Below are 17390 nucleotides of genomic sequence, written 5' to 3' on the forward strand. Positions count from 1 at the left end.
ACCTACTGAAATCTATGCTTGCAAATAGTCTGGTTAGGGAAAAGCATTTGAGTACATTAAAATCAGCGTTTACATAGATATTACAGAAAGATTACCTTAAGCACATTGACATTTATCTATATGATGATTATAATAAATAATATAGATATTTATCTATATCTTGGTGAAATAATAAAAGAAACGGGAACGGAGGATAATAGAAGATGGATTTAAATATAGATTATGCACTTGTATTTAAAGCATTAGGAGATTCTACAAGATTAAAAATTATAGAAATGCTATCCTGTGGCAAACTATGTGCATGCGATATTTTAGAATCTTTTGATATTACACAGCCCACATTATCATATCACATGAAGATATTAATAGAATGCGGTCTTGTTAGAAGTCAGAAAGAAGGATCATGGATTCGGTATAGCAATAATAATGAGTTAATAGAAAATATAAAAAATTACTGGAATAATATTACAACAGAACAGGAAAACTGTATCTGCAAAAATGTTAAGGGGGAAAATAGATGCGATTAATTATAATTGGTGCAGTAGCCGCAGGTACTTCGGCAGCGGCAAAAGCGAGAAGAAACGACGAAAATGCTGAAATATTAATTTATGACAAAGATAGCTTTATTTCTTATTCGGGATGCGGAATGCCTTACTATATTGGTGGTGAGGTAGAGGATGCGCAAAAACTAACCCCTCGTGATTCAGCATTCTTTAAAAGTAAATATAATGTAGATATTTTTATAAGTCACGAAGTGCTGTCCATCAATCATATAAATAAAACGTTGGAGATAAAGAATCTGTTAACTGGAAATATCTTTACCGACCATTATGATAAGCTTATTATAGCAACTGGAGCATCCGCTGTGATACCGCCAGTAAAAGGGGCAGAACTTAAAAATGTTTTTACATTAAGAAATATTGGAGATATGAATCAAATCAAAGGTTATATCAATGAATTCTCCCCCAAATCAGCAGTGATTGTGGGTACTGGATTTATAGGCTTGGAGGTATGTGAAAGTTTAAGAGAAATTGGTATGGATGTTACACTCATAGAGAGACTTCCACAGGTAACTCCAGGTCTGGATGAGGACATGGCGGTATATGTGGAAGAACATTTACAGAAAAACCAAGTGAAACTTTTTACGGGAGCATCGGTAGTAGAAATAAAAAAAGATAAGGTGATTTTGGATAACGGAAGAGAAGTAGCGGCTGATTTTGTACTTCTTTCCACGGGAGTAAGGCCGAATACAGACCTTGCTGTAAAAGCTGGTATTGAGCTTGGGGCAACAAGAGCAATTAAAGTCGATAATAGAATGATGACAAATGTTAAAGACATCTATTCATGCGGTGATTGCTCGGAGCAGTTTCATGTGGTTACTGGGAAACCAGTATATCGCCCCATGGGCTCTACTGCCAATAAAACAGGAAGAATCGCTGGGGATGTTGCCACCGGAGGAGATTTATCTTTTAGAGGTATTCTTGGTACTGGTATTTTTAAGGTGTTTGATATGACAGTAGCGCTTACAGGGTTATCAGAGAGAGAAGCCACGAAAGAAGGCTACAATGTTGTGTTCTGCCATAATACTAAGCCCAATAAGCCTGAATATATGGGTGGCAAGGAAATGGTTATCAAAGGTATTGCGGATAAAGATACTGGAAGATTATTAGGTGTACAAATTGTAGGGTTTGAAGGCGTTGATAAAAGGGTTGATGTATTTGCTACAGCCATTAGTTATAAAGCAAAAGTGGAAGACCTGTTTCATCTGGATTTGGCATATGCACCACCATTTTCCACAACAAAAGATCCAGTTTTGTATACAGGCATGATTTTAGATAATGCCATTCACTCCGACAGAAAACTGATATCTGCTGATGACCTGGAAACGTTAATAAGCTCTAGTAAGAATTATCAATTAATTGATGCAAGAGAGGCTTCACAATATGAAGAAAATCATGTGGAAACAGCCATGAGTATACCTCATGCAAAATTAAGAGACGCGCTAGATGATTTAAATAAAGAGACGATGACCATAACCTATTGCAACAAAGGCGTTACTGGGAATGCAGCACAAAATATTTTGTTAAACCATGGGTTTAAAGAAGTCTATAACTTATCTGGCGGTCATAAAAATTATAGTAAAAACAAGAAATCATTTTAACATATGATTTCTTCATACATAGAACATGCATATATGCTCATATAAGTATTTATACAGGGAGGGAAAAATGGTGGTTGATATTTTTAAAGCGCTATCAGAAGAAAGTAGGTTAAGAATTCTGACTTTACTGATGGAAAGGGAAATGTGTGTATGTGAGATTGAAGTTTGTTTGGATATGACGCAGTCAAACGCCTCCAGACATTTGACTGTACTTAAAAACTGTGGGATTTTAAATTGTTATAAGAAGGCTCAATGGGCATATTACAGAATAAGCGAAAGCTTTATCGTAGAACACAAAGACCTGTGGCAGTATTTGCAACATCAGATCGTTGAATTACCAACCTATCAAGCAGACCATAAACAATGTGAAAAGTACAAGACGATAAATGTTTGTCAAAATACAAATAAACCTCATTAAAGGAGAGAAACCTATGGATAAAGAAAAAGCAACAGAAATAAGTTTTTTTCAAAGATATTTAACAATTTGGGTAGCGCTATGCATGATTGCCGGCGTTTTCATTGGAAAGCTTCTTCCAGCTGTCCCCGCGTTTTTTAGTAAGTTTGAGTATGCAAATGTATCTATTCCCACGGCTATTCTCATCTGGGTAATGATTTATCCCATGATGATGAAGGTGAATTTTCAAAGTGTTAAAAATGTAGGTAAGAATCCAAAAGGACTATATGTTACATGGATTACCAATTGGCTGATAAAACCGTTTACTATGTTTGGCATTGCTTCCTTCTTTTTCTTTGTAGTATTTAAAGGATTCATACCTGCTGAATTAGGAAAAGAATACTTAGCAGGAGCCGTTTTATTAGGTGCTGCCCCTTGTACTGCCATGGTTTTTGTATGGAGCCAGTTGACGAAAGGAAATCCGGCGTATACAGTTGTGCAGGTAGCAACAAATGATTTAATTATTCTGGTGGCATTTGTACCTATTGTAAAATTTTTACTTGGCATAAGCAATGTCTCTGTTCCATGGGATACTTTGATTATTTCTGTGGTCCTCTTTGTAGTAATCCCATTAACAGCGGGGGTTTTAACAAGAATGTATGTTAGTAAAAGAAAAGGAACTGAATATTTTGAAAATCAATTTTTGCCTAAGTTTGATCATGCAACAATAGCAGGGCTGTTACTGATGCTTATTCTTTTATTTTCCTTCCAAGGGGAAGTAATATTAAATAATCCGCTCCACATTTTATTAATTGCAGTTCCTTTAACCATACAGACATTTTTGATTTTCTTCATCGCCTACATTGCAGCAAGAGTATTAAAGTTACCCCATAATATAGCAGCTCCGGCTGGTATGATAGGAGCTTCCAATTTCTTTGAACTGGCGGTGGCAGTCGCAATTGCATTGTTCGGTATGGAATCACCGGCGGCTCTGGCTACTGTAGTAGGCGTATTAACTGAGGTACCCATTATGCTGATATTAGTTAAAATCGCAAATCAAACTACAAGTTGGTTTCCAAAGCCTGTTGTTAAGAAATAGTTTTTGAATTATCAAATAGAGTGATTTTTAATGATTAATACCTATGTTTGAAAAGTTCCAATAAAAATTGAATGGAGAGAGTAATTATGAAAAATATGCAAATTTTTGAAACTGCCATGTGTTGCTCCACAGGACTTTGTGGCGTTGGGGTAGACCCCGAGCTTTTAAGAATTTCTACAGTTTTAAATTCGTTAGAAAAAAATGGGGTTAAGGTAGATAGATTTAATCTATCATCCTCCCCCCAGGAGTTTATTACCAACAAGGTGATTAATGATTTTATTAAAGAAAAGGGCGTTGACGAGCTACCGGTAACAATCTTAGATGATGAAATCGTAATTACTGGAAGATACCCATCCAATGATGAATTTGTTCAATTGATTCATGTTCCAAAAAGCTATATTGGTGAGAAACCTAGTACAGTGAAAGACACGGATAAAAAAACAAATGGTTGTGGATGCTCTGGCGGAAAGGGTTGTTGTTAAATATATATTACCATAGGACAGATATTTTCATAAAATGTCCCTGATGCTCCTTTTTTTGCTACGAAAGATGAATTGATTTTTTTAAGATAAAATTAGTCAACAGTTCACTAGCAAATTTTATAATTATAAAGGAGATTAAAATATGTCAAAAAGCTGGTATCCCATTATTGATTACAATAAATGTTGTGAATGTGGTAAGTGTGTCAATAAATGTAGACAGGGTGTTTATGATAAATCGAAAATGCCAAAACCTATCGTTATATATCCCCAAGGCTGTATACAAGGGTGTCATGGCTGCGGCAACTTATGTTCTGAAAAAGCAATCACTTATGAAGGTGATAACGGAAATAGAATAAATAGACGTAGAATGTTTTAATTATAATAGTTTCGTGTTAAGAGAAAAAATGTTTTGAAAGGAGTGAAACGAATTTATAATGGAAAACTTTAACTTAAAAAAAATAGAACTCACCCAATATCTTTTTTTTACAGGAAAAGGGGGCGTGGGAAAAACATCAACGGCCTGTGCCACAGCGGTATCCCTTGCTGATTCAGGGAAAAAAGTCATGCTGATCAGCACCGATCCGGCATCAAATTTGCAGGATGTATTTCAGACAGAATTAAACAATAAAGGAGTTCCTATTCGTGAAGTTCCTAATCTTGTGGTGGTAAACCTAGACCCCATAGAAGCAGCTGCAGAATATCGTGAAAGCGTAATCAACCCATTTCGTGGACAGTTGCCTGACGTAGTGTTAAAAAATATGGAAGAACAGCTTTCTGGTTCCTGCACTGTTGAGATTGCGTCCTTTAATGAATTTTCTAAATTTATAACGGATGAAAAAGTTCAAAATGAGTACGATTACATTATATTCGATACAGCCCCAACTGGGCATACCTTAAGGATGCTTCAACTTCCATCTGCATGGAGTAATTTTATCAGCGAAAACACCCATGGAGCTTCCTGTTTGGGTCAATTGTCTGGGCTGGAAAGCAAAAGAGCAATTTATAAAAAAGCTGTAGAAACACTAGCTGATGGAACTCGTACAACGTTACTATTAGTTTCAAGGCCAGAGGTAACCCCTTTAAAAGAAGCAGCAAGAGCTTCTAATGAACTTGCAGATATTGGTGTAAAAAATCAAATTGTTATATTAAATGGAATACTAATATCTTATGATGATACTATTTCGGAAAGCTTATATAAAAAGCAACAAACGGCACTTACTGGCATGCCGGAAGAATTAAAGAAATTAAAAATTCATTCCATACCACTTAGAGCTTATAATATAACTGGCATAGAAAATGTAAGGGCGTTACTGGAAAAGGATAATTATACCATTAGGGAAGAAAAAATAAAGGCAGAAGTGATTCCAAGTCTTAAAGATGTGATTGATGATTTATATCATACAAACAAAAAAGTCATCTTTACTATGGGTAAAGGCGGTGTTGGTAAAACAACAATAGCAGCTTCTATTGCTCTAGGATTGGCATCAAAAGGGGAGAAGGTACACATAACTACAACCGACCCTGCAGCTCATCTTAAATTTGTCATCAATGAGACAGAAGGTATTACCATGAGCCATATTGATGAAAAGGAAGAATTAAAGAAGTATCAACAAGAGGTGCTTTCAAAAGCAAGGGAAACCATGTCGGAAGAAGATATTGCATATGTAGAAGAGGATTTAAGATCTCCCTGTACCCAGGAAATTGCTGTATTCAGGGCATTTGCAGATATTGTTGAAAAGGCAGAAGACCAAATTGTTGTAATTGACACTGCACCTACAGGGCATACGTTGTTGTTGTTGGATTCTACACAGAGTTATAATCAGGAAATCAAACGTTCGGGGGGAGATATTCCTGAATCCGCAAAAAAGCTGTTGCCAAGACTGCGAAATAAAGAAGAAACAGAGGTTATTATTGTAACATTGGCTGAAGCCACTCCGGTTTATGAAGCATTACGTCTTGAGGAAGATTTAAAAAGAGCGGATATAGCAACAAAGTGGTGGGTAATAAATTCTTCACTTTACAGTACGGGAACTACGAATAAATTGCTGGCAGCGAAAGCGAGTAATGAAATTGAATGGATCAATAAGGTTGATGAGCATTCAAACGGAAATTTTGCAGTAATTAGCTGGCAACCCAATGAAATCAAAGGTGAAAATCTACATTTACTATAATTATATACCAATGAATGAAAGAAAATAGTAACAGAAATCTGAAAATAGATTCTGTTACTATTTTTTTTATTACGTATGTGTAAATTTATAACAATTTTACAAAAGTTTAATACAATAAGTATTACATATCAACAAGTATAAGACGAAGAATGCACTTAGGTGGAAAGTGGAGTATACCAGCGATGAAAATGAAGACTTTTTAAGAGAATTTGAGGAACAGAAGACAATTAAAGCAGGAGGAAAAAAAACTACTTACCTAAGTTATAGACGAGGGAATAACACTGAGAAGCAATCATAGTGCATTCGCTTCCCAGTGTGCTCTTTGCGTCTATTCTACTGCAGTCTAATCGATTATGTAACTCAGTTCATGATTTTTCAAGATGCAATCACATTGTCGCTCAGTTGACGGAACACTACATGGGAAACCATACACAAACCGAGACAGATCGTGAATGCGCCAAAATAAATCCAATCAACGCTGGCCGATAGCCATTCGAACAGCACACCGTAGATTGCCTGCCCGATAGGATTACCGCACATGACAAGGCACAAGAGCAAAGCCATGACCTTGGCGGTGAGGGTGACAGGGGTAATCTTCTGAACATAGGTGATCATTTCCACGCTTAAAAGCGTTGAAATAGTCATCATTACTACGCAGAAGCCGACAATAAGCAAATATGCCGTCATGGATCCTATTGGTAACCTCAGTGCAAGTCCCATTGGGAGCAGAGTCGCCGTACACCAGAAAATCAACCTTGCTCCACGGCTAACTTTTAGCTTATTGCCGATAACACCTGAGAGCAGCCCGCCTAATAGCCCGCCAGCCGCCAGCGCACCCTCCGCATACCCGTAAAGTCGGTTGCCTATGGCTTGGTCAAACCCCAGATGGCTGGTGACAACGATGGGCAAGCCCACAATAACCAGTGCAGAAAAGACCAAATTGACCGCGGTGAGCAGTAGCCCTACCCGTCCAATCTCTGGGTGGTCGTGCCGAATAAACTGCCAGCTTTCACGCAGGTCGGAAGCGGCGAGAGAGAGCACACTCCCTTCAAAATTCCGTTTTTCAAAGGGAATGTGAATAAAAATCTCCATGACGGCTGAGAGGAAAAAGCAGACAATGCTGAGATACAAAATCGGCTTTATTCCATAAAATCCGAAGATTAGTCCGCCTAACACTGGACCTATCACTCCGGCCAGAGAGTTTACCATGTTAATAACGGCGTTCCCTACCATCAGCTTGTCAGGTGGCGTCAGCACCGGCAGCGACGATTGCACTGTGGGCTGATAAGCTCCCTGAATGCCGTAGAGCATCATCAGCACAGCGATGAGCAGGGGCACCAGCGGGAGGGTCTCAAAGCTTAGTGCGTAAAAGAGCATCAATACAGCGGTAAAGAAATCCAGGCACACCATCACGTTCCGCTTGTTTACCCGGTCGGCCACGATACCGCCCACCGGCGAGAGCAGCAGCATCGGAAGAAACGACAGTGCCATCACCGTGCCGTATAACATCGCCGAATGAGTCTTGTTGAGTAGGTAGAGTGGTAGCGAGAAGCGTAGAACGTTGTTGCCGAACAGAGAGATGATCTGCCCGATTACAACCATTAAAAAATCTCTTTGAAACAGTTTTGTTTTCATATAATTTCCTCCTAGTTAGATACCAACCGTTGGTATGTATATGCATAAAAATAAGAGCCCTTTGCTGGGCAATTATTTTATACGTTTTTTTGATTTGCGAGAGTGCAGTACCGCCGGTAGGATTCCAGCATCTGCTCGTCCAATAACTCGATGCCCATGTTCTTTAGCATCAAATTGAAAAAGCGCACTCGCTTTTCCATGCTGTCCACGTCCGTTTCAATCACCAACGGATTGAGCCATAGGTTCGTCAGCATAGTGATGGCCTCGGAAAGTTCCTTGGGATACTCGGTATGAATGGAACCGTCCGCTACGCCCTGCTCGATGACTGGTTGCATATAATGCGGCACAACATCCGAAAAGATCTCGCGCATTTGCATGGCCAGCAGTTTTGGATTTTCCAGCATATTTGGAGCCATCGTAAAAACAATGTCGCGGTCGGAGCTGGAAAGAGACAAACTAAACATTTTTTTCAGTTTTGCATGACCTGTGAGTACAGGATCATCCCGAACAGCCTTTAATCCTCTGATGATTTGTTCATTATACCGGTCGCCCACTGCGTTGAATATCTCTTCCTTGGATTTGAAGTGGTGGTAGACGGCACCTTTGGAAAGACCGCCAAGACCATCAATAATGTCCTGAATGGAAGTGTCCTCATAGCCCTTTTTCAGAAACAGCCGCTGCGCTACGTCCAGTATCAACCGGATGGTCTCCTCAGGATATTTGTTCCGTGCCATAATACACCTCCTTCTCTTATACATACTAACAGTATGTATAAATTGTAGTACTGTGTTTTAGCTTTGTCAAGCGAAATTTAAAAAATATTGAAATTTTGCTTAAATTTACCAATAAGCGTTATCGCCGTCACAAATGTGGAGGCTATTTTTATGTCCCAAATTAAACGCAGATAAGGAAGAAAATCCATGTAAAGAAAAATAAACCCCAAAGCACCACCTCAGGAGGATGTACGCATCCAAGAGTTTCTCGATAGTCAGAGGGTTGAAGATGTGGATAGTTGCCTCAAGGATAGCACTTGTACGGTAGAAGGATAGCCACACAATTTATTGTGTGTTCAATGGGGATTTGGGAAACTCCCCAACAAGCAGATTTGCCAAAAACCCCGTAAGGGAATTTTGAGCAAAATTGCAAGGTGTATACCACCTTGCCCTACTTGCCAGGTTACCGTTTAGCGTATCCGGTATTTACTCTAATTTTAAATTGAAGAATAATATTAAACATTCAGCATTGACAAGGTAGAGTTCTACTTATATAATAAAGATAGGAGTCAACTTATTTTGAAAGGAGTGAATGCAATGAAGCGTGATGATATGATTCCCCACGACTTTTACATTAAAAATATAGCTCATGTGTTACGTTATAAAAACGATCAAAAGCTAGCGGCATATGATATTACTGAGCCACAAGCACGTCTTTTGGGGCACATTGATGGAGCACAAAGATCTGGGCAGGAGATTAGCCGCAGATACTTGAGTAGAGCCATGCAGATTTCCGGCCCATCTGTAACAAGCTTGCTTAACAGTCTTGAAAAGAATGGATTTATTATACGCCGTTCGGGTAATGAGGATGGTAGGACTATACTGATAGAGCTTACCGAAAAGGCGAAGGTGCTTTTTAATGAAATGTCCGGTATTCTCAATGCAATAACGGATGAGCTACTGGCCGGATTTTCAGAGGAGGAGAAAGTTATCTACCTAATATTTCTAAAACGAACTTATGATAATTTAGGAATAGAATCACATATATAAAAAGTATTTATTTTTTGATAAAATAAGTAGAATTCTACCTAAATTATACCGACGCATTATCCAAATATTGAAACAAAAATCGGAGGATAGGTAGAATTAAACCTATAATTCAAGGAGGATATTTAGAATGGAAAACACAAAAAAAGACTCAATATATTATCTTGAAAAGGCACCTGTGCCGAAAGCAATCGCCCACATGGCAATACCCATGATTTTAGGCATGGTTGTTAATATGATTTATAACATTACAGACGCTTACTTTATTGGAAGGCTGGAGAGTACATCCATGCTAGCATCCGTTACCCTTGCTTTGCCGTTTACGACCATTCTCATGGCGATTGGAGAAATTTTTGGAACGGGTGGGAGCACATATATTTCCAGATTGTTAGGCGAGAAAAACATTGAGGGTATTAAAAAAGCTTCCTCAGTAAACTTTTATCTTTCTCTACTTTCAGGAATAGTATTTATGTTAATTTGTCTGCCAGTCTTATCTCCTGTATTGAATGTGTTAGGAGCTACGGGAGAAACGTTGTTCCACACAAAAGACTATATTCTTGCTTTCGCAATCGGAAGTCCATTTGTAACCGTCAATTTTACATTGGCGCAAACGGTCAGGAGTGAAGGCGCTTCAACAGAATCCATGATCGGAATGATTATCAGTGTAATTGTCAACATAATTCTTGATCCTATATTTATATTCCTTTTTCATATGGATGTGATGGGGGCCGCCGTAGCAACTGTTATCGGCAATGCCTGTGCCGTTGCATATTATATTTACTATCTCAAAATGAAAAGCCCTGTTCAGAGTGTTAGCGTTATAGATTTTAAACCTACTATAGAAATAATTTTTAGCATTTTTAAGATTGGTATGTCCGCTTTCCTGCTGTCTAGCTTTTTAATTGTGTCAAGCCTGATGTTCAACAATTATGCAGTTCTATATGGCGACTATGTTGTTGCGGCTTTTGGAGTGGCAAACCGTGTATGTCAAATATCAGATTTTATTGGTATGGGTATATATATGGGAGTTATTCCGCTGATTGCGTTTTCTTACGCTTCCAACAATACGGAACGATTGAACAAAGTCTTGAAAACAACGGTGCTATATCTAATCAGTATTATTTTGGTCATTGCAGCTGTCTTATTTGTATTTCGCACTCAGGTTCTTGAAATGTTCAGCACTGATGAAGACGTTATAACTGTTGGCGCTACAATTCTTGCAGCTTTATTGTTCTCCACCTTGTTTGCAGGCATATCAGGTTTTTTTACCAGTATGTATCAGGCATTTGGAAAAGGCGTTCAGTCTAATATTATGTCCGCCGCTAGAGGGGTTGCCCTAATCCCGATTATTATTATTGGAAACAATCTGTTTCAATTAAACGGGGTAATATGGTCTATGACAGCCTCTGAAATAGTCGCCTGTATCGTTGGCGTAATTTTGTGGATTTCATCCAAGAAAAAAATCATGAATACCCCGCTGAAAGAACGCATGACATTTAATCCTGATGAAATATAATATTTTTCAATTATTTTCAGCATATGATGAAAGTTACTGTATTTGAGATTAGTAAAATTCAAGTTTGGTATATGAAGTTGGAGCGTTCAAATCTCACGATAAATGGTCAAAGCAAAGCTATTCCTCCATATATAACGAGAGCATAAGACCGCGATTATGGAAAGAAACTTTTTGCGACAATATAGCCTGCAAAACCTGAAGGCGGTTATATAATAGTCGAAGCCGCTGTTGAATTACTAAAAGACAACTTGTAGAGGGTGTAATACAACAGCTTTGATCCTAATGGTAATACAGTGGCTTCGGGATAGGAGGTTTTCCATGTATCCGAAGCCGCTATTCTACGTTTTGAAAGTGCCGTCACTTTATGGGGCTGACCCTTGGCATCTTTGCCGTTTACATCATTATCGTAGCAAAACACAATCTCGTCTATCTCTAGGTGGTGCTGCAAATAGCGGTAAAGATCCTTGTCTGACATACAGCCCTCGGCAACTCTGTGATCTTCCCGCCAACCAATCCATGCAGCTTGCAGCGAGTGGCATGGCTCATAGCATCAATGGGGGCTTCAAATTCATATACACGGTTGGAACGCCCCTCCATGCAGAAACCATAAAACCATAGGTCTTATCAGAGTTTTCTACATCCTGACGAAACTTACTGTCAGCGCTGGGTGCTCTGAGTGCACAGTACCGAGGCTTTCCTGTTTCGTTATAACCTACAAAGGTGCAATTATGGAAGGTATAGCCGTTTTTTTCGTCCTTGTCCCATACACTTTTCCCTCCGCAATCATGGCGTAGTATAGGTTACAGGCTAAGGCTGTAGCTAGTGGGGATTCTCGCTATAGCCTTATTTTTTTCCAGATGAAGGCAAAGTACCAATTATCGGACATCAAATGTAATATTATTAAAATATAAAAATAAATTCAAGGTAAAAAACACCAGACAAGTATTATTAATGGAATTGGGGAATTATGGGAGAATCAAATGTAACTATGAAATTGCCCACTAGAGGTGATGATCTTTATGAAAATCTGGATTAAATTGAGAAGAATATAGGTGGTTAGCAAAAATCAAGAATGTTTAACCTCGTAAAGTGTTTTCATAGGTAAAAATGGATGTCAAAAATTTTATTATTACTGGTAAAAATAATATTAATAAGGATAATCTGAAAATAAATACAATTACCTAAACAAAGAAAAAAAATAACTATAGGGATGTTTTAAGAGAATGGAATGTGATTAAATGAAATATTTATTTCTGGATATGGAATGGAATCAGCTAAATAATCAGTTCAATGCATCAGAAGATGAAATTCTGGAAATATCAGCCATATGTGCAGGCGAAGATTTTAAAAATGAAAAAACTTTTTATAAAATTGTGAAGCCAGAGCATATTAAAGATGTGAATAAAAGAATACTTACTTTCCTAAAACTTGGGGAAAATGTTTTAGCTTGTGCATTGCCAATTTATGAAGTATTAAATAAATTCAATAAGACATTTCCGGAATTTAATATACTGGTTGTTTGGAATAGACATACATATGACTTATTTATAAATGCAATAGGGCAAAATGGGATAATTTTGCCCCAGCATAAAGTTATTGTTTTGCAGGAACTTCTTACTATTATTGACTATTTTATGGGATTTGAAAAGGCCATGAAAAGGTACAATGTTAAATATAATCCAAAGGTACTGCATTGTTCCAAATATGATGCATATTACCTTAAGGAGTTATTCTGCACTATGAAATTTCTATACAAACATCAATGTCAGGGAGATTGGAAAAACAAACCAGTTGGGTTAAAAAATTCAGATATTATCCATAGTTTAAAATGTCATTACATAGTAGGAAAAAATAGTATACAGGCATCTGGGTACGAAGATATATTTTGTGGATATAAATTATGTAAACATTGTGTGAATACTAGAAAGCATATTGTAATGCCAAAGAAATTTGACGTTCAAAAAATATATGAATCCTATAAATTTTCAGAAGAGAAAATAGCTAAGCTTTGTGAGAAGTTTGAAATGGAATGTAATTTTTCTAATAAGGTGATTTTTATACGTACAAATATTTCAAATTGGAGGATTTATCATGATGAGGAAAAAATAATTAATATTTTTCATGAAAATTATAGGAAAAGTGAGAAAGTCAGAAAAAAAATAAAGTTTAATGATGGTTACCACGTTCAAAATATAAAATGTAGAAATTTATATGATGCAATCAATTATATACATAAACATGATGAAAACTTCTTTACGAAAAAGAAATATAATCAAAATAGGATTGACTTATTATTTGATATGTTGGAGCAGGAAAGAATTGAAAAGAATGTAGCCATTGATATATGAAATGTGGAAGAATGACGGGTGCATGGAGCGAGTTTTTTATTGAAGGTGTTTGTCAGCTAGTAAGGACATAATTTGCAGAGTATCTGATAGAGGAGAGGGGAAAAATGAAGGATAAATATATTACTATCACAGGATTTAATCATTATTATGGAAAGCAGCCGTTTTCCATAGGTAATATCATTAAATGTATTAAGGATGAGTCAAATCAATATGACACGGAAGCGATTAAGACTGTTTTGCCTTATATTGGAACGGTTGGTTATGTTGCCAATAGTCCTTATACAGTTGCAGGGGGCACACTGAGTGCAGGACGTATTTATGATCACGTCAGAAAAAAATTCTATGTAAGAGTTATGTTCACTACTGCCAGTAAAATAATTTGTAGGCTGGAAAAATATGAGCCGGAACTGTTTGAAAAGGAACTTCAGGTTCAGATGAAGCAATCAAATGAGGATAAAGAATTTTGGGATTAATGTTGTCCTTTAAGTTGTACAGTGGTAGAATTTAAATAGTAAATTTTGCCAATGAGGTGAGGGAAAATGTCAAAGTCATACAATCAGAAAATGAAAATCCTTTACATAATGAAAATCCTGTTAGAAAAAACGGATGAAAACCATGTAATCACAATGCCAAAAATAATACTGGAATTAGAAAATATAGGCATTAAGGCGGAAAGAAAAAGTATCTATGATGATATGGAAGCATTACGTCTTTTTGGTTTAGATATCATTAACCGAAAAGGGTATCCAGCAGGATATTATATTGCAAGCAGACAATTTGAACTGCCGGAATTAAAGCTTCTTGTGGATGCTGTGCAGGCTTCTAAATTTATAACATATAAAAAATCAAGAGAATTAATCAAAAAGATTGAAAGCCTTACAAGCAAGTCAGAAGCACAGCAGTTGCAAAGGCAGGTTTTCGTTACAAATCGAGTTAAAACAATGAATGAAAGTATTTATTACAATGTTGACAAAATACATAATGCGATATCGGCAAATGTAAAAATTAGTTTTCAGTATTATGAGTGGTCAATTACTAAGGAGATACATATCAAAAAAAACGGTGATAAATATAGGATTAGTCCGTGGGCATTAACTTGGGATGATGAGAATTATTATTTGATTGGATTTGATGAAGAAGATGCAATCATCAAGCATTATAGAGTTGATAAGATGCTTAATATTGATTTGTTGAATGATCTACGGACTGGGAAAGAGTTTTTTGAAAATTTTGATACAGCTAGCTATACTCAAAAAACTTTTGGAATGTTTGGTGGGCATACAACTGCTGTAGATATTTTATTTGAAAATAGGTTTGTTGGCGTGGTAATAGATCGGTTTGGTAAGGATGTGACGATTAAAAAACAAGATGAGGAGCATTTTGTTGCAAAGGTTAAAGTTGTGGTAAGCAATCAGTTCTATGGTTGGTTAACAGGTCTTGGAGTAGGGGTGAAATTAATTGCACCTGATTCGGTAGTAAATGAAAATAGGATTCACCTTGAGAACCTGATGAAACAGTACAAATAAAGGTACTCAAATTTAGAATATGGTTAAATTTTGCAAATGCATAGATGTTGAAGTGATTATATAAAAAATATATGATGGTGAAAATCCTTTTTGGGGAGGGGGGAAGTAATTTTAATACAAAAATTTTGTATAACATACAGTCAACCATTTTTATTTAGACTGATTATATTTATAAGGGCGCAGACATTTATACTTTAGTTATGATTAGTTTATATGATCTTGTGGAAATGGTAATTGATACAGGTTATTAATAAAATCACATATCAAATAAAGCAACATGTGAAAGCAGAAGTACAGATGAAAATTGGGTGTGGAGTAAGTGGTGATGGAGAAATAATTCAGGTCTATATAGTGCGAAGCAATGATACGAAATGATAGAAGTTGTTGTCAAAGCTTTTTAAATATGGGGGAAGAAAAATTATGGAAAAATTAAACAATAATAATATACTGTATTTGGAAAATCACTTATTTCGCAGATGGAAAGAGGAACGAAATTATGAATATTTTGTAAAAGATGGAGTGGTTAATCCACAGATATGGGAAAAGCAAAAGATTAAGATTACATTTGTACTAAAGGAAGCAAATTGGATGAATGAAAGCATTGATATGAAAGAGTGGATTTTATCCGAATCAAGTCCTACATATTGGAAAACATGGAACAATATCTCAAGATGGACGAAAGGAATTTTAGAAGGTGGAGAGTATCCTGTTCATGTTTCTAAAAAAGACAAAACTGATTGGCTCAGCAGAATTAGCTTTATAAATCTGAAAAAGGTCGGTGGAAATAGTAGAGCTAATGATAGCGAAATACGTAAATATGCAATAAATGACTCTAAATACCTTTTAGAGCAACTTACAATATATCGCCCGGATATTATAATTTGCTGTGGTCGTGGGACTGGAAAAAATGCTGATTTATTGTATGATGAAATACTGGGGAAAGATACTTTGTCGCAGTGGCAGTCACCAATCAATGGATTTAACTTTTTTTATACTCAGTTTCATGGTAAAGAAAATAAAACACCAGTAGTTTCGTTTTATCATCCTCAAAGGATAGCGAGCCATGAGACTTTTAAAAAATGGTATGAAGATATATGTGCTATAGCTGAAAATCTGGTGCGTTGATAGCTTATGACTTAGAAGTCAATTGATTTATAAAAGTATTATTAGTAGGCTAAATGGAAGAAAATATCTAGGGTAAAATTATAGCTGGTGGTTACTCTGACCCCACGTAGAAGAGATAATTCTGATGACGCGTAGTGGTTCGGATACGAAAAAGTAGAGTTCGAACACAACATGTAGTGGTTTAGAGGCGCTTTTGGAGCCGAAAAACAGCGAAAAAATGACGTTTTTTGACCCCGAAAAAAGGGCAAAAATATAGATGACATATTGAATTCACCCTAAAGTAGTTTGATGTGGCTCATTTAGATAAAGAATTATTGGAATATGCGTTATGAAAGGCACATTAATAGAAACATCGATCGGAGCGGTAAAAATGGATAATGATTATAAAGCATATGAATTATATATGAAGAATAGACCGCACGTTGTTGTCCTTGGTGCTGGAGCAAGTTGTGCGGCTATTCCAAATGGTGATAAATACGGAAAAAAGATTTCGGCAATGAGTGGGTTTATTGATAAACTTGGTTTGTCAAATATAATATCGAGGGTTAAGATTAATACTTCATCAGATAACCTTGAAGATATTTATATGGAACTTGATGAGCGTAGCAAAGATGAACAGGATTGCAAGGAAGTGAAAGAAGAGTTAGAAAGAATAATCTGGGAATATATGAGCAATTACCAGCTTCCGGACAATCCAGCAGTATATGATTTTCTAGTCATGAGCTTAACTTCAAAAGATTTGATTGTAACCTTTAACTGGGATCCATTTTTAGTGCAGGCAATTGGAAGAGCAATGAGATACACAAATAATACTCCTCAAGTTGCTTTTTTACATGGTAATGTAGCTGTTGGTTTCTGTGAAGAAGATAATATAATGGGGAATGTAGGGATAACGTGTAAATGCGGCAAACCTCTTATGAGAAGAGTATACCGGGTATGTTTGTAACAAATGTATGGATCGGCTATAATTAACTAGACAGAATTTTTAAGGGCATATATGATATTCTTAATGAAGAAAGGATGATGCCCTATGTCTCAAAACAATCAACTCAAAAATCGTCGTACATTTACGTCCGAATTCAAACAACAAATTGTTGATCTCTCCCGAAGCGGTAAGAGAAAATGCGATATCATACGTGAATATGATATTTCAGGCTCCCTCCTTGATAAATG

General features: G+C 36.6%; 17 protein-coding genes. 14 read left to right on the forward strand and 3 right to left on the reverse strand.

Features of this window, described 5'->3' with window-relative positions:
- The first annotated feature begins 203 nt into the window (after positions 1-203).
- The 7 genes from CLNEO_RS12310 (at position 204) to arsA (ending at position 6307) form a co-directional block, all read left to right on the forward strand.
- Entirely contained in the window at positions 204-527 is a 324-nt protein-coding gene (locus CLNEO_RS12310; RefSeq protein WP_066089508.1) for an ArsR/SmtB family transcription factor, read from the forward strand.
- Positions 518-2161, forward strand: a complete 1644-nt coding sequence (locus tag CLNEO_RS12315; protein ID WP_066089511.1) for an FAD-dependent oxidoreductase — start codon at positions 518-520, stop codon at positions 2159-2161. Before CLNEO_RS12310 ends, CLNEO_RS12315 begins: the two co-directional genes overlap by 10 nt.
- Positions 2162-2228: 67 nt before the next feature.
- Positions 2229-2579 carry an ArsR/SmtB family transcription factor gene (locus CLNEO_RS12320; protein WP_066089514.1) on the forward strand — a complete coding sequence of 117 codons (351 nt, stop codon included), beginning with the start codon at positions 2229-2231 and terminating at the stop codon, positions 2577-2579.
- Between the two features lie 13 nt (positions 2580-2592).
- A complete protein-coding gene (gene arsB / locus CLNEO_RS12325) occupies positions 2593-3654 on the forward strand; it encodes an ACR3 family arsenite efflux transporter (RefSeq protein WP_066089517.1) in 1062 nt (353 codons plus the stop codon).
- A gap of 86 nt (positions 3655-3740) precedes the next feature.
- Positions 3741-4136, forward strand: a complete 396-nt coding sequence (gene arsD / locus CLNEO_RS12330; protein ID WP_066089520.1) for an arsenite efflux transporter metallochaperone ArsD — start codon at positions 3741-3743, stop codon at positions 4134-4136.
- Between the two features lie 142 nt (positions 4137-4278).
- The gene (locus CLNEO_RS12335) at positions 4279-4512 is read left to right on the forward strand and encodes a 4Fe-4S dicluster domain-containing protein (RefSeq protein ID WP_066089523.1); all 234 of its coding nucleotides are present in this window, start codon (positions 4279-4281) and stop codon (positions 4510-4512) included.
- Positions 4513-4570: 58 nt separating this feature from the next.
- Complete coding sequence (gene arsA, locus CLNEO_RS12340) at positions 4571-6307, forward strand: arsenical pump-driving ATPase (RefSeq protein ID WP_066089526.1); 1737 nt, start codon at positions 4571-4573, stop codon at positions 6305-6307.
- A 375-nt stretch (positions 6308-6682) separates the two neighbouring features.
- On the opposite strand, the gene CLNEO_RS12345 is transcribed toward arsA, so the two are convergent.
- Together CLNEO_RS12345 and CLNEO_RS12350 are read right to left on the reverse strand one after the other, a co-directional pair.
- Positions 6683-7942, reverse strand: a complete 1260-nt coding sequence (locus tag CLNEO_RS12345; RefSeq protein ID WP_066089529.1) for an MFS transporter — start codon at positions 7940-7942, stop codon at positions 6683-6685.
- A 77-nt stretch (positions 7943-8019) separates the two neighbouring features.
- Positions 8020-8676, reverse strand: coding sequence for a TetR/AcrR family transcriptional regulator (locus tag CLNEO_RS12350; protein WP_066089531.1), 657 nt, complete (start codon positions 8674-8676; stop codon positions 8020-8022).
- A gap of 576 nt (positions 8677-9252) precedes the next feature.
- Between CLNEO_RS12350 and CLNEO_RS12355 the strand changes: the two genes are divergently transcribed.
- A complete protein-coding gene (locus CLNEO_RS12355; RefSeq protein WP_066089534.1) occupies positions 9253-9705 on the forward strand; it encodes a MarR family winged helix-turn-helix transcriptional regulator in 453 nt (150 codons plus the stop codon).
- A 127-nt stretch (positions 9706-9832) separates the two neighbouring features.
- Positions 9833-11218 (forward strand): MATE family efflux transporter, encoded by a 1386-nt coding sequence (locus tag CLNEO_RS12360; RefSeq protein WP_066089537.1) that lies wholly within the window; start codon positions 9833-9835, stop codon positions 11216-11218.
- 205 nt (positions 11219-11423) lie between these two features.
- Here CLNEO_RS12360 and CLNEO_RS15930 read toward each other — a convergent pair whose 3' ends face one another.
- Positions 11424-11693 (reverse strand): hypothetical protein, encoded by a 270-nt coding sequence (locus tag CLNEO_RS15930; RefSeq protein ID WP_157723568.1) that lies wholly within the window; start codon positions 11691-11693, stop codon positions 11424-11426.
- Positions 11694-12456: 763 nt separating this feature from the next.
- Here CLNEO_RS15930 and CLNEO_RS12370 point away from each other — a divergent pair.
- The 5 genes from CLNEO_RS12370 (at position 12457) to CLNEO_RS12390 (ending at position 17163) form a co-directional block, all read left to right on the forward strand.
- A complete protein-coding gene (locus CLNEO_RS12370) occupies positions 12457-13566 on the forward strand; it encodes an exonuclease domain-containing protein (protein WP_066089543.1) in 1110 nt (369 codons plus the stop codon).
- Between the two features lie 104 nt (positions 13567-13670).
- The gene (locus CLNEO_RS12375) at positions 13671-14039 is read left to right on the forward strand and encodes a hypothetical protein (protein ID WP_066089546.1); all 369 of its coding nucleotides are present in this window, start codon (positions 13671-13673) and stop codon (positions 14037-14039) included.
- 66 nt (positions 14040-14105) lie between these two features.
- Positions 14106-15092, forward strand: a complete 987-nt coding sequence (locus CLNEO_RS12380) for a helix-turn-helix transcriptional regulator (protein WP_066089549.1) — start codon at positions 14106-14108, stop codon at positions 15090-15092.
- 420 nt (positions 15093-15512) lie between these two features.
- Positions 15513-16217: a uracil-DNA glycosylase family protein gene (locus tag CLNEO_RS12385; protein WP_066089552.1), complete on the forward strand. Its 705-nt coding sequence runs from the start codon at positions 15513-15515 to the stop codon at positions 16215-16217.
- A 328-nt stretch (positions 16218-16545) separates the two neighbouring features.
- On the forward strand, positions 16546-17163 hold the full coding sequence (locus CLNEO_RS12390; protein WP_066089555.1) for a hypothetical protein: 618 nt from the start codon (positions 16546-16548) through the stop codon (positions 17161-17163).
- The last annotated feature ends 227 nt before the right edge of the window (positions 17164-17390 follow it).

The sequence above is a fragment of the Anaerotignum neopropionicum genome (assembly GCF_001571775.1).
GTDB classification, from domain to species: Bacteria; Bacillota; Clostridia; order Lachnospirales; family Anaerotignaceae; genus Chakrabartyella; species Chakrabartyella neopropionicum.